This is a genomic window from Arcanobacterium phocisimile (assembly GCF_016904675.1).
GTDB classification, from domain to species: Bacteria; Actinomycetota; Actinomycetes; order Actinomycetales; family Actinomycetaceae; genus Arcanobacterium; species Arcanobacterium phocisimile.
In genome coordinates, this window is record NZ_CP070228.1 from 323,303 (window position 1) to 349,679 (window position 26,377).

The 26,377-nt window shown below is 53.7% G+C and carries 25 protein-coding genes; 17 read left to right on the plus strand and 8 right to left on the minus strand.

Translation table 11 applies throughout. The features are described from left to right. Positions 1–8 precede the first annotated feature (8 nt). Genes radA through JTE88_RS01375 form a run of 3 tightly spaced genes read right to left on the minus strand, consistent with a single transcriptional unit; the run spans position 9 to position 3,585 of the window. On the minus strand, positions 9–1,382 hold the full coding sequence (radA, locus tag JTE88_RS01365) for a DNA repair protein RadA (RefSeq protein WP_204424895.1): 1,374 nt from the start codon (positions 1,380–1,382) through the stop codon (positions 9–11). Between the two features lie 51 nt (positions 1,383–1,433). Then, a complete protein-coding gene (locus JTE88_RS01370) occupies positions 1,434–2,102 on the minus strand; it encodes a potassium channel family protein (protein WP_204424897.1) in 669 nt (222 codons plus the stop codon). A 37-nt stretch (positions 2,103–2,139) separates the two neighbouring features. Beyond that, positions 2,140–3,585 carry a TrkH family potassium uptake protein gene (locus tag JTE88_RS01375; RefSeq protein WP_204424899.1) on the minus strand — a complete coding sequence of 482 codons (1,446 nt, stop codon included), beginning with the start codon at positions 3,583–3,585 and terminating at the stop codon, positions 2,140–2,142. Positions 3,586–3,937: 352 nt separating this feature from the next. On the opposite strand from JTE88_RS01375, the gene JTE88_RS01380 reads away from it, so the two are divergent. The 4 genes from JTE88_RS01380 (at position 3,938) to JTE88_RS01395 (ending at position 5,673) form a co-directional block, all read left to right on the plus strand. Then, positions 3,938–4,153, plus strand: a complete 216-nt coding sequence (locus JTE88_RS01380) for a helix-turn-helix domain-containing protein (protein ID WP_204424900.1) — start codon at positions 3,938–3,940, stop codon at positions 4,151–4,153. Positions 4,154–4,239: 86 nt separating this feature from the next. After that, complete coding sequence (locus tag JTE88_RS01385; protein ID WP_005504750.1) at positions 4,240–4,338, plus strand: 30S ribosomal protein bS22; 99 nt, start codon at positions 4,240–4,242, stop codon at positions 4,336–4,338. Positions 4,339–4,497: 159 nt separating this feature from the next. Continuing rightward, positions 4,498–4,974: a MarR family winged helix-turn-helix transcriptional regulator gene (locus JTE88_RS01390; RefSeq protein WP_204424901.1), complete on the plus strand. Its 477-nt coding sequence runs from the start codon at positions 4,498–4,500 to the stop codon at positions 4,972–4,974. Positions 4,975–5,010: 36 nt separating this feature from the next. Beyond that, positions 5,011–5,673: a histidine phosphatase family protein gene (locus tag JTE88_RS01395; RefSeq protein ID WP_204424902.1), complete on the plus strand. Its 663-nt coding sequence runs from the start codon at positions 5,011–5,013 to the stop codon at positions 5,671–5,673. Between the two features lie 65 nt (positions 5,674–5,738). Here the strand turns inward: JTE88_RS01395 and JTE88_RS01400 are convergent, their stop codons facing one another. From JTE88_RS01400 to JTE88_RS01415, 4 genes are read right to left on the minus strand one after another with little or no spacing between them, the layout of a single operon-like run. Further along, positions 5,739–6,170, minus strand: coding sequence for a PLD nuclease N-terminal domain-containing protein (locus JTE88_RS01400; protein WP_204424903.1), 432 nt, complete (start codon positions 6,168–6,170; stop codon positions 5,739–5,741). Positions 6,171–6,217: 47 nt separating this feature from the next. Then, entirely contained in the window at positions 6,218–7,096 is an 879-nt protein-coding gene (locus JTE88_RS01405; RefSeq protein ID WP_204424904.1) for a 1,4-dihydroxy-2-naphthoate polyprenyltransferase, read from the minus strand. Then, positions 7,083–8,348 carry an AMP-binding protein gene (locus tag JTE88_RS01410; RefSeq protein ID WP_204424905.1) on the minus strand — a complete coding sequence of 422 codons (1,266 nt, stop codon included), beginning with the start codon at positions 8,346–8,348 and terminating at the stop codon, positions 7,083–7,085. The genes JTE88_RS01405 and JTE88_RS01410 overlap by 14 nt, the downstream gene beginning before the upstream one ends. A 16-nt stretch (positions 8,349–8,364) precedes the next feature. Beyond that, the gene (locus JTE88_RS01415) at positions 8,365–9,348 is read right to left on the minus strand and encodes a 1,4-dihydroxy-2-naphthoyl-CoA synthase (RefSeq protein ID WP_204425680.1); all 984 of its coding nucleotides are present in this window, start codon (positions 9,346–9,348) and stop codon (positions 8,365–8,367) included. A gap of 129 nt (positions 9,349–9,477) precedes the next feature. Here JTE88_RS01415 and JTE88_RS01420 point away from each other — a divergent pair, with 129 nt between their 5' ends. The 3 genes from JTE88_RS01420 to JTE88_RS01430 all read left to right on the plus strand — a co-directional run bounded on the left by JTE88_RS01420 (position 9,478) and on the right by JTE88_RS01430 (position 13,696). Further along, complete coding sequence (locus JTE88_RS01420) at positions 9,478–10,458, plus strand: o-succinylbenzoate synthase (RefSeq protein WP_204424907.1); 981 nt, start codon at positions 9,478–9,480, stop codon at positions 10,456–10,458. Positions 10,459–10,468: 10 nt separating this feature from the next. After that, positions 10,469–12,103 (plus strand): 2-succinyl-5-enolpyruvyl-6-hydroxy-3-cyclohexene-1-carboxylic-acid synthase, encoded by a 1,635-nt coding sequence (menD, locus tag JTE88_RS01425; RefSeq protein ID WP_204424908.1) that lies wholly within the window; start codon positions 10,469–10,471, stop codon positions 12,101–12,103. An 81-nt stretch (positions 12,104–12,184) separates the two neighbouring features. After that, the gene (locus JTE88_RS01430; protein WP_239519533.1) at positions 12,185–13,696 is read left to right on the plus strand and encodes a S1C family serine protease; all 1,512 of its coding nucleotides are present in this window, start codon (positions 12,185–12,187) and stop codon (positions 13,694–13,696) included. A 144-nt stretch (positions 13,697–13,840) separates the two neighbouring features. Here JTE88_RS01430 and JTE88_RS01435 read toward each other — a convergent pair whose 3' ends face one another. Further along, the gene (locus tag JTE88_RS01435; protein ID WP_204424909.1) at positions 13,841–15,145 is read right to left on the minus strand and encodes an isochorismate synthase; all 1,305 of its coding nucleotides are present in this window, start codon (positions 15,143–15,145) and stop codon (positions 13,841–13,843) included. A gap of 38 nt (positions 15,146–15,183) precedes the next feature. On the opposite strand from JTE88_RS01435, the gene JTE88_RS01440 reads away from it, so the two are divergent. The 10 genes from JTE88_RS01440 (at position 15,184) to nuoH (ending at position 26,374) form a co-directional block, all read left to right on the plus strand. Next, a complete protein-coding gene (locus JTE88_RS01440; protein ID WP_204424910.1) occupies positions 15,184–15,924 on the plus strand; it encodes a class I SAM-dependent methyltransferase in 741 nt (246 codons plus the stop codon). A 172-nt stretch (positions 15,925–16,096) separates the two neighbouring features. Continuing rightward, positions 16,097–17,383: a geranylgeranyl reductase family protein gene (locus tag JTE88_RS01445; RefSeq protein WP_204424911.1), complete on the plus strand. Its 1,287-nt coding sequence runs from the start codon at positions 16,097–16,099 to the stop codon at positions 17,381–17,383. A 91-nt stretch (positions 17,384–17,474) separates the two neighbouring features. After that, on the plus strand, positions 17,475–17,834 hold the full coding sequence (locus tag JTE88_RS01450; protein WP_204424912.1) for an NADH-quinone oxidoreductase subunit A: 360 nt from the start codon (positions 17,475–17,477) through the stop codon (positions 17,832–17,834). Positions 17,835–17,839: 5 nt separating this feature from the next. After that, positions 17,840–18,397 (plus strand): NADH-quinone oxidoreductase subunit B, encoded by a 558-nt coding sequence (locus JTE88_RS01455; RefSeq protein ID WP_204424913.1) that lies wholly within the window; start codon positions 17,840–17,842, stop codon positions 18,395–18,397. Then, positions 18,394–19,092, plus strand: coding sequence for an NADH-quinone oxidoreductase subunit C (locus JTE88_RS01460; RefSeq protein WP_204424915.1), 699 nt, complete (start codon positions 18,394–18,396; stop codon positions 19,090–19,092). Before JTE88_RS01455 ends, JTE88_RS01460 begins: the two co-directional genes overlap by 4 nt. After that, positions 19,092–20,441, plus strand: a complete 1,350-nt coding sequence (locus tag JTE88_RS01465; RefSeq protein ID WP_204424916.1) for an NADH-quinone oxidoreductase subunit D — start codon at positions 19,092–19,094, stop codon at positions 20,439–20,441. Before JTE88_RS01460 ends, JTE88_RS01465 begins: the two co-directional genes overlap by 1 nt. After that, entirely contained in the window at positions 20,441–21,121 is a 681-nt protein-coding gene (gene nuoE / locus JTE88_RS01470) for an NADH-quinone oxidoreductase subunit NuoE (protein WP_204424917.1), read from the plus strand. Before JTE88_RS01465 ends, nuoE begins: the two co-directional genes overlap by 1 nt. Next, positions 21,118–22,458: an NADH-quinone oxidoreductase subunit NuoF gene (gene nuoF, locus JTE88_RS01475; RefSeq protein WP_204424918.1), complete on the plus strand. Its 1,341-nt coding sequence runs from the start codon at positions 21,118–21,120 to the stop codon at positions 22,456–22,458. Before nuoE ends, nuoF begins: the two co-directional genes overlap by 4 nt. Next, complete coding sequence (locus JTE88_RS01480) at positions 22,455–25,049, plus strand: NADH-quinone oxidoreductase subunit G (RefSeq protein ID WP_204424919.1); 2,595 nt, start codon at positions 22,455–22,457, stop codon at positions 25,047–25,049. The genes nuoF and JTE88_RS01480 overlap by 4 nt, the downstream gene beginning before the upstream one ends. A gap of 5 nt (positions 25,050–25,054) precedes the next feature. Continuing rightward, positions 25,055–26,374 (plus strand): NADH-quinone oxidoreductase subunit NuoH, encoded by a 1,320-nt coding sequence (gene nuoH / locus JTE88_RS01485; protein WP_239519577.1) that lies wholly within the window; start codon positions 25,055–25,057, stop codon positions 26,372–26,374. Positions 26,375–26,377 lie beyond the last annotated feature (3 nt).

Here is a 26,377-nt window from a genome sequence, read left to right on the forward strand (position 1 = left end):
TACAACGTTTAATGAGTGGGTAATACAGCGTTGATAGCGCTACGCACATCTGAAATTCTGCGAATTGTCAGAGACCCTGGAGTCGTTATTTCATCTCCAGCTTCCGGAACTAGAGCCACCGAGAACCCTAGCCGGTGAGCTTCGTTGACTCGCTGTTGCAATCCAACAACTGGGCGCAATTCGCCGGTGAGCGAGACTTCGCCTAGTGCGACAACTCCTGGGGCTAGCGGCAAATCAGCGGCAGTTGACGCTAACGCAAGTATGGTGGCCAGATCGACACTCGGTTCGTTAGCTTTCGCGCCACCCACAGTAGAGACAAATACGTCACAATGATCGTAGGCGACACCCAGCCGTGACTGGAGCACTGCCAACATCATTGCTACGCGCGAAGAATCAACACCGGATGTAGTACGGCGCGGCGGGCCTGCGGCTGGAACGCGTAAGGCTTGGACTTCGACCGGCATCGGCCGACGCCCTTCGAGTGTGACAGTGACGCAGGTGCCCGGCACCGTGAGATTGCGGGAACTTAAAAACAACCCTGAAGGATCCTCAAGTTCGCGGATTCCGGCATCGATAAGTTCGAAACAGCCAACTTCATCAGTTGCTCCGTAACGATTTTTTACCGCCCGCACCATACGTAGCCGAGAATGTTTATCGCCTTCGAATTGGCAAACGACATCTACTAAATGTTCAAGTACACGAGGGCCAGCAATCGAACCATCTTTCGTGACATGGCCGACAACCACAATCGGCAAGTCAGTACTCTTCGCCCGGTTAACCAATGCTGAGGTGACTGCCTTAACTTGTGCGACTCCACCAGCAGATCCATCAATCTCCGGATTGGCAATCGTCTGGACGGAATCGACGATAAGTAACGATGGTTTTGAATCTTCGATATGGCCTAAAACTCGGGCCAAATCAGCTTCAGCGGCAAGCAATAAGTGAGGATCGAGAGCTCCGATACGTTCGGCGCGTGAACGCACCTGCGAAGCTGACTCTTCACCAGTGACATATAAAACTGGAGCTTTGCCTGCATTGCGCGCCTCGCGCGCTGCTTTGGCTGCGACATCAAGCAAGAGAGTGGATTTTCCAACCCCGGGTTCGCCAGCGAGCAACACAACAACACCCGGGACCAAACCGCCACCGAGTACTCGATCGAGTTCTCCTACACCGGTCGGAGATTTCACTGAGGCTTGTGCACTAACATCGGTAATTGGCTGGGCAGAAGTAACAGGAGTTAGCGCAGTAACAGTGCGTGCCGCAGGATTAAACCCTGCCTCAACAACTGTTCCCCACTGTTGGCACTCGCCACAGCGCCCTACCCATTTTGACGTAGTCCATCCACATTCGGTACACGCGAATTGAGCTTTACTTTTTGCCATGGAATTACCTTAACAACCAGGTCCGACACATTCTTGTGTACGAGGCATTGGTTAGATACGGTTCGCAAAACTTTCTAACAAAGCAGGATCGCCGGAAACAATGAGAGTATCGCCAGCTGATACGAGAGTTTTCGGAGTAGCGTACTCAAATGGTTGACCATGTGATTTCACACCGATGACGCGCACCCCAAACCGTTCTTGAATCCGGCTCTCTTCTAATGTAAAACCGACCATATCTTTTGGCGGTAGCATTTTAACGATCGTGAACTGATCTTCCATTTCAATGTAGTCAAGCATCTTTCCTGAAACCATATGTGCGACGCGCTGTCCGGCGTCGTACTCTGGGTAGACGACGTGGTTCGCACCGATTCTGCGCAAAATAGTTCCATGCTCGCGTGAGGTAGCCTTCGCCCAAATCTCGCGCATTCCCATGTCAACAAGATTGGCAGTAATGAGCACACTTGCTTCCAAAGAAGTACCGACACCGACGACGGCGATCTGGAAATCTTCAGCGCCTAACTGGTGTAGCGCTTCGGATGAACGAGCATCAGCTTCTACGACACGAAACCGATGAGACCATTGTTGGGCGAGGTCAGAGTCTGATTCCACCGCGAGAACGTCACGACCAAGTTTATCGAGAGTGACTGCAATAGCGGAACCAAAGCGGCCCAAACCGATCACTAAAACGGCATCCGATCCTTGATTTGCCATCCGAACCATTCGCGTTCCTCCAGTGTTAACGATAGATGGTTTTAGCCTAGCCGATCACCGGGCGTTCTTCAGGGAGGCGAATAACACGACGTCGATTTCGCAGAGCCAGTGCAGCAGCTAATGTCATCGTTCCTACCCGGCCAAAGTACATGAGCATGATCAAAACTAGTTGTGCGGAATCGGGCAGACCTGGCGTGATGCCGGTAGAAAGCCCGCAGGTAGCGAATGCAGAAATGACTTCGAAAAGAACCTGGGAAAACGATAAGTTAGTTATGTGCGTTAATAAGAGTGTTGATGACGTGACGAGCAACGTCCCAAGGAATGTTGCCGAAATAGCTAGTCGTACAACATCGGGTGGGATACGTTTGCCGAATGCTTCTGTGTCGCGGTCGCCACGAGCTTCGGCTCGGATTGCCAAGACGAGTACTGCGAACGTGGTTACCTTGATGCCACCGCCGGTTGACGCTGAGCCTCCGCCGATAAACATCATCATGTCAAGGAAGAACCAGGTTGACTGCTGCATCTGGCTGATGTCGATTGTGGCAAGTCCGCTCGAGCGCGGGGTGGTGGCGTGAAAGACGGTAGCCAAAGTACGTTCGGCGCCCGATAGTTGCCCAAAAGTTGCTGGATTGGACCACTCAAGTAAACCCATCATCATAATTGAGAGCCCGAGTAAGGAAAAGTAGGTAACGACGGTCAGTTTCGAATGGAGTGTCCACTCGCTGGGACGACGCAGATTCTTTGCAATATTGAGAGTAACGGGGAAGCCAACTGCTCCGATGATTGTTCCGAGAATAATTGGCACGCTCACTGCCCAATTACCGACGAATGGGGCTAGTCCCGCATCAAGGATGACGAAACCGGCGTTGTTAAACGTGGAAAGTGCCATGAAGAAAGAATGACCGAGAGCGCTGACGAATGAGGAATCTAATCGGACGAAAGTGAACAAGAAAATAATTGTCAGAACGCTCTCCGCAATAACGGAGGTGGCAATAACTGCACGTAGTAGAGCACCAACATCGCCAAGCCTACTTTGTGTTTCGGTGGCGGCAAGCATGCGTTGGGTGAGTCCTAGATGCCGAGAGACTGCCAGCGCCAAAATTGAGGCGATAACCATCACGCCCAAACCACCGATCTGGATGCCGAGAGCGAGAACGACATGACCGAAGACAGTCCAGTGACTAGCGGAGTCGACCACGGTTAATCCGGTAACACAGACCGCTGAGGTGGCAGTGAATAACGCGTCGAGAAAGGATGCGTTACCGGGAACCCGGGAGGAGAACGGGAGCATGAGTAAGAACGTGATCGTTAAAATCAGCGCGCCGAAAACGAGCATTGCTAGGCGTGCAGGTGAGCGGCGCGCGAGAGCATTGATATAGCTGCGTACTGAGGGTGCGTCAATACTTAGCTCAGTATCTGGGCCCAGTGACATCCGAATTTCGCGTTTACCTCGACGAGGAAATGAGGGCCGTCGAGGAACTTTAGGTGCCATGTTATGTTCCTTCCCCGACGTCGACGGTTGGGGATCACTTTTCCACCGAGGTCGCCACTGTGTTGTTACGATGCATTAACCCTAACTATATAACGGGGAGATTGCGGCTTCATGTGATGAACAAGTTCGACAATGTTAGTGGCTGACGGTGAGTAAATGTGACGAACCGAAGAAGAGAGAAGCGGAGTTAATTAAGTTTGAGGATGTAAAAATAGAGTTCTTCCGGTAGGATTAGCGAAGAACCAAGCTTTTCTCTACGTGTCGTTTTTCACTTAGTTTACGAGTGTAGAGAGTGCTTGAATATCAATCGCACTGAGCTTTTAAGCTCGCCCATACGAGAACGGAATCGCAGATGGCTCACCTCCCATCATCAACTCCACAGTTCTTTACTGTAGCCGAAGTTGCTGATATGACGCGGGTTTCGCGAATGACTGTCTATCGTATGGTGCATGCAGGAGATCTTCCTGCAGTGCGTGTTGGTAACTCCTACCGCGTCCCGAAGTCTGCTGTTGATCAGCTCCTGACGGGTGGGGCATCATTAGATTATCGTGAAGCATCCGGATCTTAATTCGTTTGCAACGCTCTACGTCATGTAGAATCTGTTCTGTTCGTAAACGCGGCTCGTCCGTAATAGTTTCAATCCGGAGGTAACCTGTGGGTTCCGTTATTAAGAAGCGTCGCAAGCGCATGTCGAAGAAGAAGCACCGCAAACTGCTTCGCAAGACTCGTCATCAGCGTCGCAACAAGAAGTGACTATAATCGAGGGCCTTCGGGCTCTCGATTATTTTATGCGGATGAATTGCTTCCATGCGTAGGGAAATAGATGATGATTTCTCGCCCATGGTTGAATAAGCTGAAAAATCCGACTAAGATAGTTAAATATTCAATATTAACTCGGTAGGGAACTTTAACATGACACAAACACGAATGCTCAATGAAGAAGAGCAGCAAGCCTGGCGTAATTTTATGCGTGGCCAAGCTGCCGTGCGTGATGCTGTCAATCACGATGACGTCGAAAACTTCGGGTTGGCGCTCCATGAATTCGAAGTCCTGATGCGATTAGCTGAAGCCGAAAAGCAACAAGCTCGGATGTCAGTTCTGGCAACTGATCTTGTCCACTCGCGGTCCCGTTTAACTCACACGGTTGCCCGGCTAGAAAAAGCTGGATACGTGGAGCGTTTCCAATGCCCAGCTGACCGACGGGGGATTTTCTGTCGTTTAACTGATCAGGGGCAGGAAAAAATTGAAGCGTCTACTGCGGATCACACCGAAGCTCTGCGCGAGCATTTTCTCAGCAAACTTACTCGCGAAGAACTTCTTACGTTAGGCGAAATCTTTGGCAAACTTATCGACGCTGAAGAGACCGAAAAACGAGTCTGTAGCCAGTAGCCATCTTTGCCAGGAATCATCAGGTAAGCTAAAGGTATGGATATCACAACAGTTCATTTAGTACGACATGGTGAAGTAGATAATCCGGAAGGTGTTCTTTATGGACGCCGCCCTGGTTACCACCTCACTGAGCTAGGGCATACTATGGCGAAAAAAGTGGCTCAAGCTTTTGCCGGTCACGATATTCGAACTGTGATTACCTCTCCCTTAGAGCGCGCAATTGAAACTGGAACGCCAACTGCTGAAGCGTTCGGGCTCGCTATCACAACCGATGAGCGTGTTATCGAAGCAGATAACAAGTTCGAAGGTATTGATGTGAACTCTAACCGGTGGCAACTCGCCCATCCACGTTTCTGGTCGTGGTATTCCAATCCGCTTGAACCGTCATGGGGTGAACCTTACACCGACATCGTCAAGCGCATGTCGGCCGCTATTTCAGATGCAATCACTGTAGCTAGTGGTGGCGAGGCAGTTATTGTTTCCCACCAGCTCCCGATCTGGACGATGCGGCGTTTTATTGAACGGCTTCCGCTGGCTCACGATCCACGCCGACGCGAATGTTCCTTAGCCTCAGTTACATCCTTGACTTTCGTAGGTCGACAACTGATCTCCCTTGATTATTGGGAGCCGGCCGCCGATATTTTGGCGCAAGCTGCTGATATGGTCCCGGGTACGTCCCAGGCACAAACAAAAAAGTAGCAAAACATTAATATCCTCCGAGTTGCGGTGATACCACCACAACTCGGAGGATATTTGTCTGTCCTTTAGCGGCGGCCGTATAACCCGCCGTCTTCCTCGGGCTCTTCTGGAGACTTAGGTTCGTCATCTGGCTCATCAATTTCGCCATTTTCTGCACGCTTTTGTTGTTCGTAGGCACGGCGGCGATTTTGCGCTTCTAGCCGGGCAAGAAACTCTGGATCATCGTCAGGAGCCACTGGGCCAGCAGGCTGTTCTTTACGGCGGCCGAAAGGCTTATTTAACGAGTCTGAGGATAGCGTAGTACCGGAGCGGAACAGATGCTGATTCTTGAAGAATAACCACAAGAGGGGTCCCAAGATCGGAACAATAAGCGTCAAAACCAGCCACGCAACCTTAGGAAGGCGCGCCGGCAGATCCGAACGATCAGTATGTACTACAGCAATAAACGAATAGATGTGTAGTGCTAAAACAGTTAAAACAAGAAATACTCGAGCCACGCAGTTAAGTTTATTGAACTTTCGTGCCGAAAGATAGTTCACGTGTTTTAGTTCAGCGTAAAGCCGAGCAAGAACACCAATGCGTAAGCAAGTTCGAAGATTCCGGTACGCTTGAGAGCCGGAATAAGGTACTTTCCACGAGCTCTACCGCGTACCTCAAGAATCGTTGGCGCGATAGGAATAATGAGCGCCAAACTAGCCACACCCAACCATCCGCTCAGCCAGGCAAGCACAACAGCTTGGATAAAGACTGCTGAAACCAGCATTCCAGCAAAGACATCGCGTGCTCGAGTATCGCCCATGCGAACAGCCAAAGTACGTTTACCAGTTTCACTATCGGTTGGAATATCTCGGATATTGTTCACCATCAGCAAGGCACAGGCAATCAGGCCAACCCCGGTGCCGGCTGCCCACGCGTACCACGGTGCCAGTCCAGTCTGAACATAAGCGGTACCAACGGTAGCCATCCAGCCAAAGAAAGCCATGACGAATACTTCGCCTAGTCCGAGGTAACCGTAGGGATGTTTCCCCCCGGTGTAGAACCAGGCAGCCGCGGCAGCCGCTGCACCAAGACCGATGAGCCACCACTGGCCGGAGAGTGCAACGAGTGCGAGACCGGCGATACATGCGGCGGTGAAGAAGCTCAGCGCGATAGCAAGCACGACTTTTGGCCGAACTTTTCCGCCGCCGGTTATTCGCGGTGGACCTTGGCGGTGGTCATCAGTTCCACGGATGCCGTCGGAATAATCGTTTGAGAAGTTCACACCTACTTGGAATGCGAGGGCGACGAACGCTGCGAGGAGCGTTCGAATCCAGGAGAATCCGCCGTCGTAGTGAGCTAGTCCGGCGCCGATGATTACCGGAGCTACCGCCGCTGGGAGGGTGCGCACGCGGGCGCCTTCGAGCCAATCGTTAACTGTTGCCATATAAAAAGTATATGCTGGCTTGCCGGGCAATGGTTCGGCGATCAATCTTCCCAGAGGCGGTTTGTGGCCATGCCGAATATTTCAACGTACTTAGCGGCAGGATTTGACGCGGTTGCCAGCCTGTGCCAAGAACGCGCTTGACGTGCATGCGTAACATTTCTTGTCTCTCGGGCGGGAGTTCGTGCTGGGGAATATCGACGATGGCGATAGCAGATTGTCCCCATTCGTCGTCGGCAATTGCGATGACAACGACGGTGGTGCCCAACTCGCGTTCCAATGTTTCTTCGACTATGCGAGGAATGATTGTTAACCCACCGGTGGTGATGGCGTCGTCCGTGCGGCCCAGGATGCGTAGGTCGCCTTGTGGGCCAAACTCGCCAAGATCGCGGGTGCGGTGGGTACGGATAGTTCCTGCAGGGCCGGAAGGGAAGATGCCTGCCACATCGGCGTCGGTGTGGGAAGCGGTGTCGGCGTCAGATGCAACGTTCGAACTGGGCGTTGGCAGATAACCGAGCGCTACCATCGAACCAGTGAGTGAAACTTGACCGCGCTCCGAAAGCGAAACAACCGCGTCACCAATCGGCCACCCGTCATACACGCATCCGCCACAGGTCTCCGTCATGCCATACGAGGTGTGAACTGTTAAGCCGGCTTCGCGAGCCCGCTCCAACAACGCTCCCGATGTTGCGGCACCGCCAACGAGAAAGATCAGCTTCCGGGCAGCGTCGTGTAACTGAGGAGAGCCAACAATCCGAGAAAGCTGGGTAGGAACAACCGAACAATATGTGGGCTGGCCAGGCTCGCCAAGCTTAAGTACCTCAGGATCTGCCAGCAACTCAGCCAAACTTATCCGCAACGGCTCAGTGCCAGCTAGAACCGAGCGCACAAGCGTCTGAAAACCCGCAATATGAAACACCGGAAGATCGGCGAGCCAACGCCCCGGCCCAGCCAATGCCGCATGCGTGGCAGCCGCCGAAGCGCATAATGACTCCCACGAGAGCGCAACAATTTTACCGGTCCCCGACGTCGACCCCGAGGTACGCATCAACACCCCGGTGCCATGTGGGTAGCCAACCTGGCGTACCTCATGTAGCGTATCCGCCGGCGACACATTGGGTCCAACAACGAAAATTGGTGCTCGATTCATCCCGGCAAGCCCATCGCGGATCGCCCCCAGAATCATCGGTACCTCAGTGCCATCACACACAACCACTTGTGGATCGGGCAACGGAACAAACGAGTTAGCAACCATAACTATGCCAAGCAGATTACGCGTAGAACGGGAAATTATCCCACCGTGGCGCGCGCTTTTCTAAAAATGCATCGCGACCTTCTTGCGCCTCTGCCGTCATATATGCCAAGCGAGTAGTCTCGCCGGCAAAAACCTGCTGACCAGCCAAGCCATCATCAGCCAAATTAAATGCAAACTTCAACATGCGAATCGCCTGCGGAGACTTCGTGCCAATAATCTGCGCATACTCCAACGCCTTATTTTCTAACTCGGAATGCGCAACCGCCTCATTAACCACACCCCACTGTTGTGCATCAGTAGCCGAATACTCACGGGCAAGGAAGAAAATCTCCCGAGCCCGTTTATCGCCAACCTGGCGAGCCAACAACGCCGAACCATAACCAGCGTCAAACGAGCCAACATTGGCATCGACCTGCATAAACCGCGCATGCTCTAGCGAAGCAATCGACAGATCGCACAAAACATTGAGCGAATGACCGCCACCAGTAGCCCAACCCGAAATCGCGCCAATAATGACCATGCCCGAGTTGCGCATCAAACGCTGAACTTCCAAAATGTGCAACCGGCCCGCACGGTGTGGATCCACCGAATCACGAGTAGCTTTATTCAACTGCGGATCGTCATCGCCACCGTCATACCGATAGCCATCGCGACCTCGAATACGCTGATCGCCTCCAGAACAAAACGCCCACCCGCCGTCTTTGGCAGACGGTCCGTTACCAGTCAAAATAACGCAACCAATCTCGCCAGTTAGCCGAGCGTGATCTAAGGCACGATAGAGCTGATCAACAGTCTCCGGCCGGAACGCATTGCGTACCTCTGGACGATTAAACGCAATTCGCACTACCGGCAAATCGCGCTCCGAGATCACCTCACCAGACGGCGAAAACTCACGTTCAACCCCGCGATGGTAGGTGATATCGGCATCTGGGAAACCCTCAACGCTACGCCACCGGCGCGGATCGAAAATCTCAGAAACAACAGCTGGCAAAGGAGAAATAGTCATAGCACTATTGTGCCACGAGCCTCCCACACCATTCACTCGCACACCACGAGGCCAGCCCACACCCGCTGTAAGCTCACCAACACAGCCACCACCTACAGCCACGTCACGACTAAACTAGGCATTATGCATCTTGACATCTACGTCTACACTTCACCGTTACACACCAAATTTCGCGGGCTGACCCAACGCGATGGTCTGCTCATCCACGGCCCAGCCGGCTGGGGAGAAACCAGCCCATTTTGGGACTACGATCCGCAGTATTCGGCTGCCTGGCTTAATGCCGGCATCGAAAGTGCAACTCAACCTTATCCCCAGCCACAACGCACCGATATCCCGGTCAACGTCACAGTCCCAGCAACCACGCCGCAGCGCGCTCGCGACATCGTGTTAGCCGGCACCTGCACCACTGCGAAAGTTAAAGTCGGCGAACCAGGGCAAAATCTTGCAGACGATCTCTCGCGCGTCGCCGCAGTACGCGAAGCCTTGGGTACGAACGGAAAAATCCGGGTAGACGTCAACGGCGCCTGGGATGTGACCCAGGCCCGCGATGCCCTCCTAGCCCTTAACGAAGCAGCTGGCGGTTTGGAGTATGCTGAACAGCCGGTGGCCGACGTCGAGGACCTCGCCCGCCTGCGCAAAATCTCCCCCGTGCCCATAGCTGCTGATGAATCGATACGACGAGCCAGCGACCCGATGCGCGTCAAACAACTCAACGCCGCCGACCTCATCGTCGTAAAAAATCAGCCGCTTGGTGGCGTGCGTGCAGCGCTCGAGATCGCCAAACAGATCGAACTGCCAGTTGTTGTTTCCTCGGCGTTAGAAAGCTCAATCGGTATCCGTGCCGGATTGGCGTTCGCGGCAGCCCTGCCACAGTTGCCGTATGCATGCGGACTGGCAACTGTGCAATTATTGACCGCCGATACGGTCACCGACTCACTGGTGCCCAAAAACGGTACGATTGCAGTTCGCGACGTCGAACCAGACCATATTCCGGCGCCAGATCCGCAACTTGTACAGGCCTGGGACATGCGCCTAGAAAGCATGTGGCAATATTGCACTATCGACGCGAACTACACGTTACACACCGACGAATACGTTCAGTAGGGGAGTAGAAGTGGCAGATTCAACCACCACCGCACGTGCAATTCTTACGCATCTGATTGCTCACGGAGTGCGCACATTCGTGTTATGCCCCGGTTCGCGCTCTGCTCCATTCGCCTACGCGCTCTACGACGCCGAACAGGCAGGTTTGGTTCGGTTGCATGTGGAAACTGACGAACGTGTTGCAGGATTTGTGGCGCTCGGCGCTGGTTCGGTGGGGGAGCTGACGGCGGTTGTGACCACCTCTGGTTCGGCTGTGGCAAACCTGCATCCGGCCGTCGAAGAAGCGTTTTATGCTGGGGTTCCACTCATCGTGCTCAGCTCGGATCGGCCACATCATATGCGTGGGGTGCGTGCGAGCCAAACCACTGACCATCAGGCAGTGTTAGCCGGGTCGGTTCGAGATTTTCGAGAGTTCCCCGCTGGTGGTTCGCTGACGAATGTGGGTGGCCTCATTCGGCGAATTGTGGGCGGGGCGCGCGGAGAGCATCTGGGCACTGTACCCGGACCAGTCCATCTCAACGTGGGATTCATTGAACCACTCATGCCCGAAATTCGATGGGAAAGTGTGGTCGTCGATGTGGAGCAAGCGCAACACCGGGACATCGGTGGCGAAGGTGATAGAACTGTGCGCTGCGTGGTTGTTGCCGGGAGTACGGTAGTCCACCAAAACCTTAACTTTTCACACTTTGTCGGGGTGCCGATTCTGGCTGAGCCGTCTGCGTCGCTTCGTAATCATCCCAATGCCGTCGTGGCGCATCCGATTGTGCTTTCGAGTCAGTTGCGAGCCCAGATTAACCGGGTTGTCGTCGTCGGGCATCCCACACTCACCCGCGAAATCTCAGCACTGCTTGCCGATCCGAACGTCGAGGTTTATATTCTCGACGACGTGCCGACGTATGCCGATGTCGCCGGTCGCGGTCAGGTGATCGACGTCGAAGATCTTGACGCAGTATTAGTTCATGACCAGGAATGGTTGGTTGCTTGGCAGGCGGCTTCACAGGCGGCCGAAAACCATATTTCCAGCCACGCAACCGACTTCAGTTTTGCCACGATCGGTCGCGAAATTAGCAAACACAGCATGCATCTTCCGCTGGTAGTGGGAGCATCGTCGATTATTCGCGAAATAAATCTTTATGCACCACTTCCAGCCCCGCCGGTGCATGCCAACCGTGGGCTTGCCGGGATTGACGGGACGATGTCCAGCGCGCTCGGCATCGCGTTGGCGACCGGCAAAGCTGTTCGGGTGGCGTTAGGAGATGTGACGTTTGTTCACGACCTTGGTGCTTTAGTGCATACGGCACACCAGCAGTCCTTGGATCTCGACGTCGTCATGATTGACGACGCCGGGGGCTCACTTTTTGCCACACTGGAGTACGGAACTGGGCAGGAAGCTTCCTATGATCGAGTGTTCCGCACGCAGAAGGAACTCGATGTTGCGGCTTACGCACAAGCGGTTGGTGCAACCTATGAGCCAGTTGACGACGTTGAGCAGTTGCGTCAAGTGCTCAGTGGAGTGCCAGTAGGGGTGCGAATTATCCACGTGCGGCTCGGGCACACGTCGATGCGCGCGGATCGGGCGCTGCGGACCCAACGGCGTGCGCACGTTCTTGACGCTGTTCACCGCAGGCTAAATGACTTTCAGTAAACTCCCATACTTCTTTGGGAGTATTGGGAGATCATGGTGGGAATCTTTTAGCAGATGAAGATTCCTGGTAATTAGGAGAAAATGATGGAAGAGCTAAAAGGCGCGCGTCCACAGGACGAAAACGATGGTGTCGTTGGAGGTCAACAGTCCCAAGACAGAATGCAGACGCAGGCGTCGCCAGATCAGGTCTTCGAGCCGTTACTTGACCAAGCCCCGGCAGTAGATCAGCCAGATACTCCTTTAGAGTCTGCGGGTGAAACATACAATGATTTCGCTCCCCATCCGTTCACTAGGCCAGTAGGAGAACCAGAAGTAGCAGAACAGGTCACCGAGCCGGTCACCGAACAACCTGCGGCCGAGCCGGCGGAACACCAGTGGGCTAGCGCGCAACCATGGCAACAATACGGTCAGGCCGACACCGCTTTTGGTCCACAACCACAAACCTCGCCCTCATATATTGGCGTTCCAGTGGCTCGGCAGCCACGGCAGAAAAGTAAGCCTGGCTGGACGGCACTTATTGCTGCGTCGATCGTTGCCGCTTTGGTTGGTGGCGGAATCGGAATCGGTGCGAATGACTTTTTCAACCACCCCGGGCCCCGCCCAGCAACAATGCGCGCCGAAGAAAGCCCGTCAGGCACAACTCAGCTCGTCGACAGTTCGGTCGGTGCAGCTGATTGGCAAGCAGTTGCCAAAGAAGTCGGTACAACGGTTGTTTCGCTTGACGTCACGAGTGATACTGGCCAGTCTCAAGGCTCTGGTGTCATTATTGACGATGAAGGCCATATCTTGACCAATAACCACGTGGTGTCAGGGGCAAACGAGCTTTTCGTTATGTTCTCCGACGGACGAGTTTTTGAAGGCGATATTGTGGGAACAGATGAAGCCACTGATCTCGCGGTGGTGGCAATTAAAGATGCACCAACGGATTTGGCAGTAGCGCGACTAGGAAGCTCTGCTGCACTGCAGGTAGGGCAGTCGGTTGCTGCTATTGGTAACCCGATGGGCCTCGATTCAACTTTAACAACGGGAGTCATCTCCGCGCTTGACCGCCCTACTCAAGCAGACCGTGGCGCAAATGTCGTTACGAACGCAATCCAAATCGATGCAGCCATCAACCCAGGAAACTCTGGAGGGCCAGTATTTGATCAACAAGGTCGAGTTATCGGAATCGCATCGTCAATCATTACGGTGAAAACTAGTTTTAGCGGACAAGGCGGGGGTTCGATCGGTTTGGGTTTTGCGATCCCGATCGATCTGGCAAAGAATGTTGCCCAACAATTGATCGATACCGGTCACGCCGAACATGCCTTCCTTGGTGTTACTATCTCTAACGGTTTAGCTAAATTTGACGGTACCCGCCGAACCTCGGCAACCGTTAAAACAGTGGAACCAGGAACTCCTGCAGATAAGGCCGGATTGCGCGAAGGTGACAACATCATCGAAGTAGACGGACGAAAGGTCTCAACCGCCACTGCGCTCACTGGCTACGTTCGCCAGTACCGTTCTGGAGATGCTATCAACCTCAAACTTGAGCGAGATGGTGAGCTGCTTGAAGTAGATGTCACGCTTGCAGCGCGCGAAGATCCGCGGTAAACCGCAGTCATGATATTCCAAAATGGCACCCTGCGACACGCGAGGTCTATATAGACCTCTTCTTGCCGCAGGGCGCCGATTTGGTGCAGTACTCGCCTGAGAAGTAGGAGCTACAGCCTAAGAGCAGCACATCCCCGGCAAACCCTAAACCTGGAAAGCTCCCATAATCGGCGCAAACTTCGCTTCGGTTTCAGCAAGTTCCGCCTGCGGATCAGAATCTGCAACAATTCCGCCACCCGCCCAGGCACGCGCTCCGAACTCACCATCAATACGTGCACAGCGTAGCGCCACACACCACTGCCCAGCATTGCCCGAGCCCAGCCAACCAACAGGTGCGCCGAATCGGTCGCGATCGGTTGGTTCGACGTCGTTAATAATCTCTAACGCGCGAACCGTCGGGGTCCCGCCCAACGCAGCCGTTGGATGCAAGGTCCCAGCAACCTGTAAAGCATCCGCATTCGAAGCGAGCGTGGTGCGAATATCAGTGGCTAAATGTGAAACATTAGGCAACTCAAGCACAAATGGGTCAGTGACATCTACTGATCCAATTTTGCGCAACGACTCCGCTGCTGAAGTCACTGCAACTTCATGTTCATGAAGAATCTTCGGCGAACCAAGTAGTTCAGTAGCCGTGTCGGCAGCATCTTTGCCAACTGTGCCAGCTAGTACCCGGGTGAAAACCCCGTCGGCGCTACTTTGTGCCAATAATTCTGGTGTGGCTCCGACCAAGCCATCGACTCCAAATGTCCAGCAATCGTCGAAATGATCAGCCAGGTGTGAAATAAGATAGCGCTCGTCGATGGAGGAGTCGGCAACAACATCAAGTTGGCGCGCAATAACGACCTTTGTGACGTCGCCTTCTGAAATAGTTCGGGTAATGCTCTCAATGTCAGCCAAATATCGTTCCGGATCAACGGCGGGTTCAACCCTGGCAGTGCGGATCGGTTCGTATTGTGGCAAGACACCAACGAGTACTGCGTCCAGAAGTTCTTTTGCCTGTCGGCTTAAAGTGGTAAACACATCCTGATCATCGGGGCCGATCAGCGTTAAAAAAGCCTCTCCGGAGGTTTGAGAACCGGTTCCTGGGCCGGTAATTCCAACTACAACCTGGGGCACGATGAGAGTTGACCCAGCTGGCGAATGAGGAGTAAAACTAAAGGAGCCAAAAGAAACTAAACCAGAACCAGGTTGACCGATCTCGTCGCGGATTTCAGCTGCATTTTCTATGTCATGCCACCATTGGGAAGCTAGAGCAAACCGGCGGCCATCTTCGTGGGAGCTTTGCGACGTTGGATCAAGATCAAAACGTGCTGCCTGGCCAGCTCCCACCAAACCGCTACCGTTTCGCAACCAGGCAAGCTGCTGGCGTTTCGAGGTCAGTAACGCCGCCAATTCAGGCGTCTTTGGTAGGCGAGTGGTTTGGGCGCGTAAATGTGGGATGGTGTACATGTTTCGAATGTTAGTGCGGAAAGTGATTAAATGCAGACATGAAAAGAACGCTATCGCTAAGCGCACAAACTGAAGTTGAAAATTCCCAGCACCGCGCATCGCTGGAGAAAAAACCGCACGATGTATCGAAGATGTTCGACGACGTCGCCCAACACTACGATCTGACGAACACTGTCTTAACTGGCGGGCTTGTGCACGTGTGGCGCAAGGTTACCCGGGAAGCAGTCGGCGCACGTGTGGGGCTGAAAGTTCTCGACGTTGCGTGTGGTACCGGCGCTTCCGCAGCTGGATATGCGGCCGACGGTGCAGACGTGATTGGCTGCGATTTCTCACCTGGCATGATTGCTCGCGGCCGGGAACTTCACCCAGGGTTGGATTTGCGGGTAGGTGACGCTACTGCGTTGCCGTTTGCGGATGAAGCATTCGACGTCGTGACAATTTCATATGGTTTGCGCAACGTGGTTGATACACAAGCAGCGTTGCGCGACATGCTGCGCGTGACTAAACGCGGCGGAAAGATCGTGGTTGCGGAGTTCTCCCAGCCAACGAATCCGCTATTCCGCGCCACCTATTTTGAGTTCATGCGTTTGGGTATGCCGCTGCTGTCGACGATTTTCTCGTCAGATGCGCCTGCTTATGATTACTTACGTGAGTCGATCCAGGCGTGGCATTCTCAAAAGGATCTTGCTGCTGTTATGCATGAAGCTGGATGGCGAAGCGTGGAATATAAGAACCTCACTAATGGAATTGTGGCATTGCACCGCGCAATTCGTAAATGAGTGATGGAAGCGACTTTAAGTGGCGTTTTTACTGTGAATTTGCGCGGCTTATGGCACGAAATGATTTTAGCAACTAAACACTAACGTAAATGAGTTTGTTCTGAGTTCTTAGAGTGCTGTCAAAGTCCGTAGACTAAGGAAAGAAGTCCTAATCTATGAGCGAAAGCGGTGAATGTTGTCCCGGTCTGAACATGCAGATGTGATTGTGGTGGGAGCCGGCCCTGGAGGTTCGGCGACCGCGCATTACCTCGCTCAAAATGGTGTCGATGTTTTAGTTCTCGAAAAGGCAACATTCCCGCGCGATAAAGTCTGCGGAGATGGTCTAACGCCCCGCGCGATGGCCGAGCTGATCCGGATGGGAATCTCCGTCCGTGAAGAAGATGGCTGGGTACGTAACTGGGGCGTGCGCGGTTATGGTGCTGGGCACGTTATTGAAGTTCCATGGCCAGAATTAGCTTCAGTTCCAAACTTCGGTTCGGCAATGCCACGCAAAGATTTAGACCACCTTCTGATCAAACATGCCGTAGCTTCTGGAGCGCGCTTGCGTGAAGGAGTGACCGTTCTCGGTCCAGTTGTGCACGAAAAATCTGGCCGAGTTGTTGGCGTGCGTGCACGCAATACTGCCGATGGCTCCCGCGGTGAAGAATTTACAATTTCGGCTCGATTCGTGGTCGATTGTGGTGGTGTTTCGGCTCGTCTCGCTATCGCCACCGGGCGAGAAAAGGCGATGAATCGGCCGATGGGAGTTGCCCACCGCACCTACTTCCGCTCCCCGCTTGCCAACACTGACATGATGGAATCCCAGCTCGAACTATGGGCTGGTAAGCCCGGTGAATCAGAGTTACTGCCGGGATATGCGTGGATGTTCGCCGTCGGAGACGGTCTTGTTAACGTCGGTCTGGGCTCCCTGTCGTCAACTGCGCAACCCACCGGGGTTGATTACCGTGATGTCTTCACGAAGTGGATAGCCAACACCCCCGATGAATGGGAACTCACCCCAGAAAACCAAGTAGGACGGTTGCGCGGAGCTGCTTTGCCAATGGCGTTCAATCGCAAGCCACACTACGAGAACGGTCTAGCCCTCGTTGGCGATGCCGGCGGCATGGTTTCGCCGTTTAACGGTGAAGGTATTGCCTATGCGATGGCGAGCGGGCGCATGGTTGCCGACTTTATCGCCCAGGCCCTCATCCGCCCAACAATTGGAGCGCAAGATCGCGTTATGGCACAGTACCCGCGCGAACTACGAGCCGAACTCGGCGGCTACTACACGTTAGGGCGCATTTTTGCCGCACTCATCGAGCGTCCGGAGATTATGCATCTGTGTGTGAAATACGGGTTACCGCGCCCAACCCTGATGAAATTAGTAATGAAGCTTCTTTCAGATTCCTATGATCGCCACGACGGCGATTGGATGGACAAAGTTATTACGACATTATCGAAGGTGGTTCCCAAAGCATGACGATATATCACGAACCATCAAATGCAGGAAAAAAGACGAGTAAGATTGATGTCTGTTCACCGCAGGCACTCAATGAAGGGTTGGAGGTCGCATGAATCCCTACGTGCCACTGCTGATCATGATCGCGGTTGCTTCTCTGGTTGGTATCGGAGGTCTGGCAGTCAGCGCCATCATCGGTCCAAAGCGTTACAACCGCGTCAAAGTAGCTAACTATGAATGCGGATTGGAACCAACGCCATCGGCTGGAGCCTCCGGACGTTTCCCTATCAAGTACTTCTTGACGGCAATGACGTTCATTATTTTCGATATCGAAGTTGTGTTCCTCTACCCTTGGGCTGTGTCAGCTAACCGGCTAGGACTTGCAAGTTTGATTGCGATTGCATCCTTCGTCTTCCTTATTACGGTCCCATTCATATACGAATGGCGCCGTGGCGGCCTAGATTGGGAGTGAAATAAATGGGTCTTGAAGAAAAAATCCCAGCAGGTATCGGCCTGACTACAGTTGAAGCACTTGCCGGATGGGCACAACAGCGCTCCCCGTGGCCAGTGACTATGGGTTTGGCATGCTGCGCTATTGAGATGATGTCCTTCGGTGCGACTCGTTTCGACGCCTCGCGAATTGGTATGGAAGTTTTCCGTGCATCGCCACGCCATGCAGACATCATGATCGTTTCTGGTCGTGTCAGCCACAAAATGGCTCCGGTCGTGCGCAACATCTACGATCAAATGCCTGATCCGAAGTGGGTTATCTCCATGGGTGCATGTGCCTCCTCGGGTGGCGTGTTCAACAACTACGCTATCGTCCAAGGAATCGACCACATCGTTCCGGTCGATATATACCTCCCAGGTTGCCCGCCACGTCCGGAGATGTTGATCAACGCCGTCTTCGAACTGCGTAACAACCTGATGAAGAATCGACCATTGGGCGAACACCGCAAGGAAGTGGCCCGCAAGGCAGAAGCAGCCGCTTTGGCAGCTCTTCCACTCGAATCGCAGAAGGGATTGCTCGCATGACCGATCATGGTTCCGTGACCCAAAGCGGGGCAGGCGCAGAATACGTCACCACCCGTAAAGGCATGTGGGGCGTGAAGAACGGCGCCGACACAACCGGATTTAATGGCCACGAAGAAATAGTTACCATCGCGCAACCAGCTCATCGCCCATACGGCGGTTGGTTCGATGAGGTCGTCGACATTCTTGGCGAACTGCTCACTGCAGATGGTCTCACCCCCGCAGACGTGATCGAAAAGGTCACCACGCAATATGGTGAACTCGTCATCTTTATCAAGCGCGAACACCTCGTTCGCGTTGCTCGTTACTTGCGTGATGATCAAGATCTGCGGTTTGAGTTGTGCCTCGGTGTTTCCGCCGTGCACTACCCGGAAGATCAGGGCCGCGAACTCCACGGCTTTTACACATTCTTCTCCATCACCCATAACCGTGCACTGTCTCTCGAGGTCACCACGCCAGAAAACGATCCGCATATTCCATCAATCGTTGGCGTCTACCCAGGCAATGATTGGCCAGAGCGTGAAGCATGGGACTTGATGGGCATCGTTTTCGACGGCCACCCTGGCTTAACTCGCTCTGTTATGCCAGATGACTGGATCGGACACCCACAACGCAAGGATTACCCACTTGGTGGTATTCCAGTTGAGTATAAGGGCGCTGTTATTCCGCCACCGGACACACGCAGGGAGTACAACTAATGACTACCCAGATGCCACACGCAACGCGTGGAATCAATGAAGAAGAGTCCAATTCATACACCAGCTTCGAAGCTGTTGGTGGCGATTGGGCCGATATCGCTCGCGCAGCCGAGCAAGTCGGCGAAGAACATATCGTCGTCAACCTCGGCCCAGTCCATCCATCCACTCACGGTGTTTTGCGTGTTCAGGTTGAGCTTGACGGCGAAAACGTTAAGGAAGTCCGTGCAGCGACTGGTTTCTTGCACACCGGTATTGAGAAGAATATGGAATACCGCACCTGGACGCAAGGTGTCGCATTCTGTACTCGAATGGACTACGTAGCACCCATCTTCCAAGAAGTCGCCTACTGCTTGGGTGTAGAAAAGATGCTTGGTATCGCCGATCAGGTGCCGCAGCGTGCCCAAGCGATCCGTGTGCTCTTAATGGAGCTCACTCGAATCTCCTCCCACCTCGTGGGCATCGGCTCGGGTGGAAATGAACTAGGTGCAACCACCATGCTTACCCTGACCTTCCGAGCCCGTGAAGATATTTTACGGTTACTTGAAGATGTCACAGGTTTGCGTATGAACCACGAGTACATACGCCCAGGCGGTGTTCTTAACGACGTGCCAGAAGGCTTCACCGACTACTGCCGTGAACTCCTTCCAAAGGTCCGCCAGACGATTTCCGAAATGCAAGACCTGACGATGAAGAACCCCATCTTCCTCGATCGTCACGTCAATGTTGGTGTTTCGCCGCTATCGTCGATGATGGCACTGTCCATGACTGGCCCATCGGTGCGCGCAGCTGGAATCCCATGGGATCTGCGCAAGACCCAGCCATACTGTGGATATGAAAAGTATGAGTTTGATGTGCCGGTGGCAGACAAAGCTGACGCATACAACCGTATCGACGTAAAGTTCCGCGAATGCTACGAGTCATTGCGCATCTGCTACCAGGTCCTCGACGAACTCGACAAGACCGCTGGCGAGCCAGTGATTGTTGGCGACAAAAAGATCGCCTGGCCAGCACAGTTGTCCATCGCTGGTGACGGCCAAGGCTCAACCCCAGAGCATGTTCGTGAAATCATGACCGAATCAATGGAATCCCTCATCCACCACTTCAAGCTGGTAACCGAAGGTTTCCGCGTGCCACCGGGCCAAAGCTACACAATGGTTGAACATCCAAAGGGGGTATTCGGCGTACATTTAGTTTCCGACGGCGGAACGCGCCCGTACCGTGCACACTTCCGTGACCCTGGTTTCAACAACCTGCAATCGCTATCTGTGATGGCCGAAGGTGGCATGTTGGCCGATCTTATTGTTTCGCTCGCCGGTGTCGATCCGGTTATGGGAGGAGTCGATCGTTAATGAGTGCCCCATACGAACCTCACGTTGAAGAAAAGTTCCGGGCCGAGGCCGCCGAAGTAGTTGCGCGCTACCCAGAATCTCGTTCAGCTATTATGCCGCTGTTGCACCTTGTTCAATCAATCGATGGATTCTGCTCGCCTCGTGGTATCACGCTCGTCGCCGATATTTTAGGACTCACTCGCGCCCAAGTTTCCGCGGTAGCGACCTTCTACTCCCAGTATCGCCGTCATCCCAATGGTGAGTACAACGTTGGTGTGTGTACCAACGCCCTGTGCGCAGTGATGGGTGGCGACCTCATTTGGGATGAGCTTTCCGAATATGTCGGTGTTGGTCATGACGAAACAACTGAAGACGGCAAGATCACCCTCGAGCAACTCGAATGTAATGCTGGCTGTGACTACGCTCCAGTCATTATGGTGAATTGGGAATTCTTCGATAACCAGACCCCAGCGTCAGCCAAACAGATCGTTGATGATATTCGCGCTGGCCGAGACATCAAGCCAACGCGTGGACCAGACAAAGTCCACACCTTCAAAGAAATTTCGCGTGTGCTCGCTGGCTTCGAAGACGGACACGTTGATGAAGGACCGGCAGCTGGCGAAGCTTCGTTGCGTGGTCTGAAGATTGCGCGTGCGCACGATTGGACTGCGCCACGCCCAGAAGGAGGAGACGCACAGTGAATGCTTTCCGTGCACCGGGAACGCTCTCCCCGGTTCTTTCTAACAATTGGGACACCGAGCGCCCATGGACTCTCGACGGGTACCGTGCAACTGGTGGATATCAGGCACTAGCACGCGCATGGGAAATCAACCAAGAAAAAGGCGCATTGACGAACCTGATCAAAGAATCAGGGTTGCGTGGCCGTGGTGGTGCAGGATTCCCAACAGGTCTAAAGTGGTCATTCTTGCCACCAGAAGACGGCGGTGCCCGCTACCTCGTCGTTAACGCCGACGAATCCGAGCCAGGTACCTGCAAGGACATCCCGTTCTTGATGGCCAACCCCCATCTGCTGATCGAAGGAATGGCTATCTGTTTGATGGCTATCGGAGGCCACGATGGTTTCATCTATCTGCGCGGGGAAGTCGTCCACGTTTACCGACGTTTGCTCGCTGCCGTACGCGAAGCAAAAGAAGCCGGAATCATCGGCAAGGGCTTGGGCCCAAACGGTGACTACGATATCAATATCACCGTGCACGCCGGCGCTGGTGCCTACATCTGTGGCGAAGAGACCGCACTCCTCGATTCACTCGAAGGTTTCCGTGGTCAGCCACGCTTGAAGCCACCATTCCCAGCAGTAGCAGGCTTGTACGCCCGCCCAACCGTGGTCAACAACGTCGAATCGATCGCCTCGGTTCCAGGAATCATCAAGAACGGAACCGAATGGTTCACTGCGATGGGTGCTGGAACGAAGAATTCCCCAGGTCACGGTATCTTCTCCATTTCTGGTCACGTGAAGAACCCAGGCCAATTCGAAGCACCATTCGGTATCACGATGCGTGAACTTCTCGACATGGCTGGCGGTATTCGCGAAGGACACGAACTGAAGTTCTTCGCCGTCGGTGGCTCCTCAGCTCCGCTGTTCACCCCAGACCACCTCGACGTCCCACTCGGATATGAAGAAGTTGCCGAAGCCGGTTCGATGCTCGCAACGCGCGCAATCCAGATTTTCGACGAAACCGTTTCGGTGGTGCGCGTCGTGTCTCGCTGGACTGACTTCTACCAGCACGAATCATGCGGTAAATGTACTCCATGCCGTGAAGGCACATTCTGGATGCGCCAAATCATGCACCGTTTCGAAGCTGGCCAAGGAACCGAAGCCGATATCGATTTGCTCTACGAAATCGCATCGAATATTGCTGGCCGTTCCTTCTGTGCGCTCGGCGATGCGGCGGCAACGCCGATTCGTTCCGCAATCGATTTGTTCCGTTCCGAATTTGTCGATGCGTGCTCGATGCCAACTGCCGAGCAATATCCAATCGCTCAATCGGCTCTTTTCAGTGAAGTAGGTGTTCGATGACAACCCAGGTATCTCCAACCGAAGAGTTGGTAACACTCACGGTCGATGGCCGGGAAGTGTCAGTTCCTAAAGGTACGCTGATCATTCGCGCAGCTGAAAAAGTCGGTGTGCATATTCCACGTTTCTGTGACCATCCGTTACTCAAACCAGCAGCTGCGTGCCGCCAGTGCTTGGTGGAGGTTGCTGCTCCGGGCCGCGACGGCACGATCTCGAAGATGCCGAAGCCACAGCCGGCATGTGCCGTAACAGTTGCACCGGGCATGGAAGTCTACTCGGCAGAAACTTCTGAGGTTGCCAAGAAGGCACAGCACGGCATCATGGAGTTCTTGCTCATCAATCACCCAATGGATTGCCCAGTGTGTGATAAAGGTGGCGAGTGCCCGCTGCAAAACCAGGCGATGACCGATGGTCGTACCAAGTCCCGCTTCGTTGACATTAAGCGCACGTATCCGAAGCCAATTTCGGTTTCGGCAAATATTTTGCTCGATCGCGACCGTTGCATCTTGTGCCAGCGTTGTACACGATTCTCGAGCCAAATTGCGGGCGACCCATTCATCCAGCTTCACGGCCGTTCCGGCGGTAGTGCTGGTATGGAAGTTCACGGCATGCACGGTTCCCAGATTGGTAATTTCGACGCCGGTGTGCTCGATTTCGCTGCGGATGAGGAAACCGAGTCGTTGACCGCACTAAACAATTTCGCGGGTCCAGCTGGCGAAGCGGGCCTGTCGGTTGGTTATGCATCTGGCCCAGTTGAGCCAAATGAAGTAGATGTGACCGGTGCGCCGTTCTCTTCCTACTTTTCCGGTAACGTCATCCAGATTTGCCCAGTGGGCGCGTTGACGTCGGTTTCTTACCGCTTCCGGGCTCGGCCATTCGATTTGGTTTCCGTTCCTTCGGTTTCTGAGCATGACGCTTCGGGTTCAGCAATCCGCGTTGATTACCGACGTGGCACGGTTGTTCGCCGTCTTGCATTGGAAGATATGGATGTCAACGAAGACTGGATCACTGACAAGGATCGGTTTGCGTTCCGCTGGCAGACTGGCACTGACCGCGTGGTCTACCCACAGCTCAAGGGCGTGGATCCAAGCGAACCAGTTTCGTGGGCAGAAGCGCTCAATGTTGCTGCTGAAGGTTTGAAAAAGGCACAGAAGAAGGGCGTTGGCATCATTACCGGCGGCCGGGTGACTCTCGAAGATGCCTACGCATACTCGAAGTTCGCACGCGTCGTCTTGGGTACGAACGATATCGACTTCCGTACCCGCAAGCACAGCGCCGAAGAAGATGCATTCTTAGCAGCTCGCGTAGCTGGCAAGGAATGCGACGTCACCTACAGCGATCTCGAGCATGCAAAGCATGTTCTACTCGTTGGCCTCGAAGCTGAAGAAGAAATCGGTTCGGTATTCTTGCGGTTGCGCAAGGGCGCTCTTGATAAGACGACGTCGGTCTCGGTAGTTTCGGCTTTCGAAACCCGCGGCAGTGCCAAAATGCTCGCCCGGTTCATCCCAGCAACGCCTGGTACTGAAGCTGAAGTTCTCGACGCTATGCACGACGCAGGCGATAGCATCTTTGCAGATACCTACCGCGATCTTGCCGGTGAAGGCGCAGTGATTGTGCTCGGTGAACGGAGTGCTGATTTCCCTGGCACACTTTCGGCAGCTGTTCGACTCGCGGAACGCACCGGTGCGAAACTTGCGTGGATTCCACGTCGTGCTGGTGATCGTGGTGCTCTTGATGCTGGCGCGGTTGCCCACCTGCTCCCAGTTGGACGTTTGGTCTCTGACCCAGCCGCACGTGTTGATGTTGCTGCTGCCTGGGGCGTTGAGCGTCTTCCGGAAACCCCAGGCCGTTCAACTGAGGAAATCTTGGCTGCGGCAACTGCTGGCGAACTCGGCGCTGTCATCCTTGGTGGTGTTGAGCTTGCAGACCTGCCACTCGGAGCACGTGAAGCACTTGAAAATGTTTTCGTGATCCAGCTCGAAGTGCGCAAGAGCGAAACATCTGAACTTGCTGATGTTTTACTCCCGGTAGCACCTCCGGCAGAAAAGGGTGGCACGTTCGTGAACTGGGAAGGCCGGTTGCGTCCATTTGGTCAGACATTAGTTTCACGCAATGTTCCAGATCGCCGCGTACTGCACGATCTGGCTCATGAGTTTGGTGTCGATCTCGGTTTGGCAACCTTGTCTGATGCGGTTTCCGAGTGGGCTTTGATGCGCAATTGGGATGGCGAACGTGGGCAAGACCCAGTTGTGCGTACCGCGCAACCACCAGTTATTGGCGCCGGACAAGTCGTCCTTGCTTCTTGGAAACTCATGCTTGATGCTGGTGCTTTGCAGTCCGATGAGCCAAACTTAGCTCGTACCGCACGCCGCCCAGTTGCTTTGATGTCAGCGAACACGGCACGTGACTCACAGATCGGTGACTATGTGAAGATCATCGGCCGCACTGGTGAGATGGTTTTGGAAACTGCAGTTATCGAGATGCCCGATGGTGTGGTTTGGGTTCCACAGAACTCAGCTGGTAGCCAGATTGCTCTCATTGGTTCTGCAGCCGGAGACATCGTTTCGATTCAAGCAACGGAGGTAACGAAGTGAATCCCATGATTTTTACTCAGGTCGTTGCAGATTTCTCCAATGATACGTGGTGGATTTCTGGGCTGAAGGCACTCTTTATTGTGCTTTTCTTGATCTTCTCAGTTATCTTCGCACTGTGGTTCGAGCGTCGGTTGATTGCTCGATTCCAGAACCGTGTTGGCCCAAACACTGTTGGCCCATTCGGTCTCGGCCAGTCCTTCCCAGACGCTTTGAAGTTGATCTTTAAAGAAGACTTCTGGCTTGCAGGTGCAGAAAAGATCGTCTACATCGTTGCTCCGGTTATCACCGCAATTTGTGCGTTCTCCGTGATGGCAGTGATCCCAATGGGTCCAGAAGTGTCAATCTTCGGTTTGCGCACTCCACTACAACTCACCGATTCCCCAGTGGCGATGCTCTTCATTCTTGCAGTTGCAGCGTTGGGCGAATACGGAATGGTCTTCGGTGGTTGGTCTGCGAAGTCCACCCTCCCGCTCTACGGTTCGGTGCGTTCGGCAACCCAGATGATTTCTTACGAACTCGCACAGGGTTTGAGCCTAGTGACGATCTTCTTAGCTGCGGCCACGATGTCGACCTCCGGTATCGTCGGTGCTCAGCAAGAGATTTGGAACGTTGTTACGTTGCTTCCTGCCTTCTTGGTATTCCTCGTCACCATGTTCGGTGAAACGAACCGTTTGCCTTTCGACCTTCCAGAAGCTGAAGGCGAAATTGTTGCAGGTCCGCATACCGAATACTCGTCGATGAAGTTCGCTTGGTACTACTTGGGCGAATACGTCAACATGTTCAACGTGTCGATGTTGGCTGTGACTTTGTTCTTCGGTGGCTGGCGTTCTGGACCAATTATGACCACTCTTTGCGGTCTGATCGGTTTCGACCCGAACACCGGCTGGTTCCCCATGCTTGTCTTCATCTTCAAGGTCTGGATATTTATTGGGATCTTCGTGTGGGTTCGTGCGACACTGTTGCGATTCCGTTACGACCAGTTCATGAAGCTTGGCTGGAAGGGCTTGATTCCATCAGCACTCATCTGGTTGACCATCGTGCTTGTGCTCCACGGTTACAAGATGATTCACCCACAGTTCAATGATCGTTGGCCAATGATCATCCTGTCCACTGGCTTTGCGATCATCATGCTGATCTGGGCCTTCGTTCGTGACGACGAGAAGATTTCACAAAGTGAGCTCATTGCTCAGCGTGAAAGCCAAGAATTTGATGGATTTGAAGACGGCTATCCAGTGCCACCACTGCCAGGTCAGCATCTTCCGCCATCGCCACGAGCTACTCGTCGAGTAGCTAACCCTGTGCCAACTACAACCCAGGAGGCGTAAAGA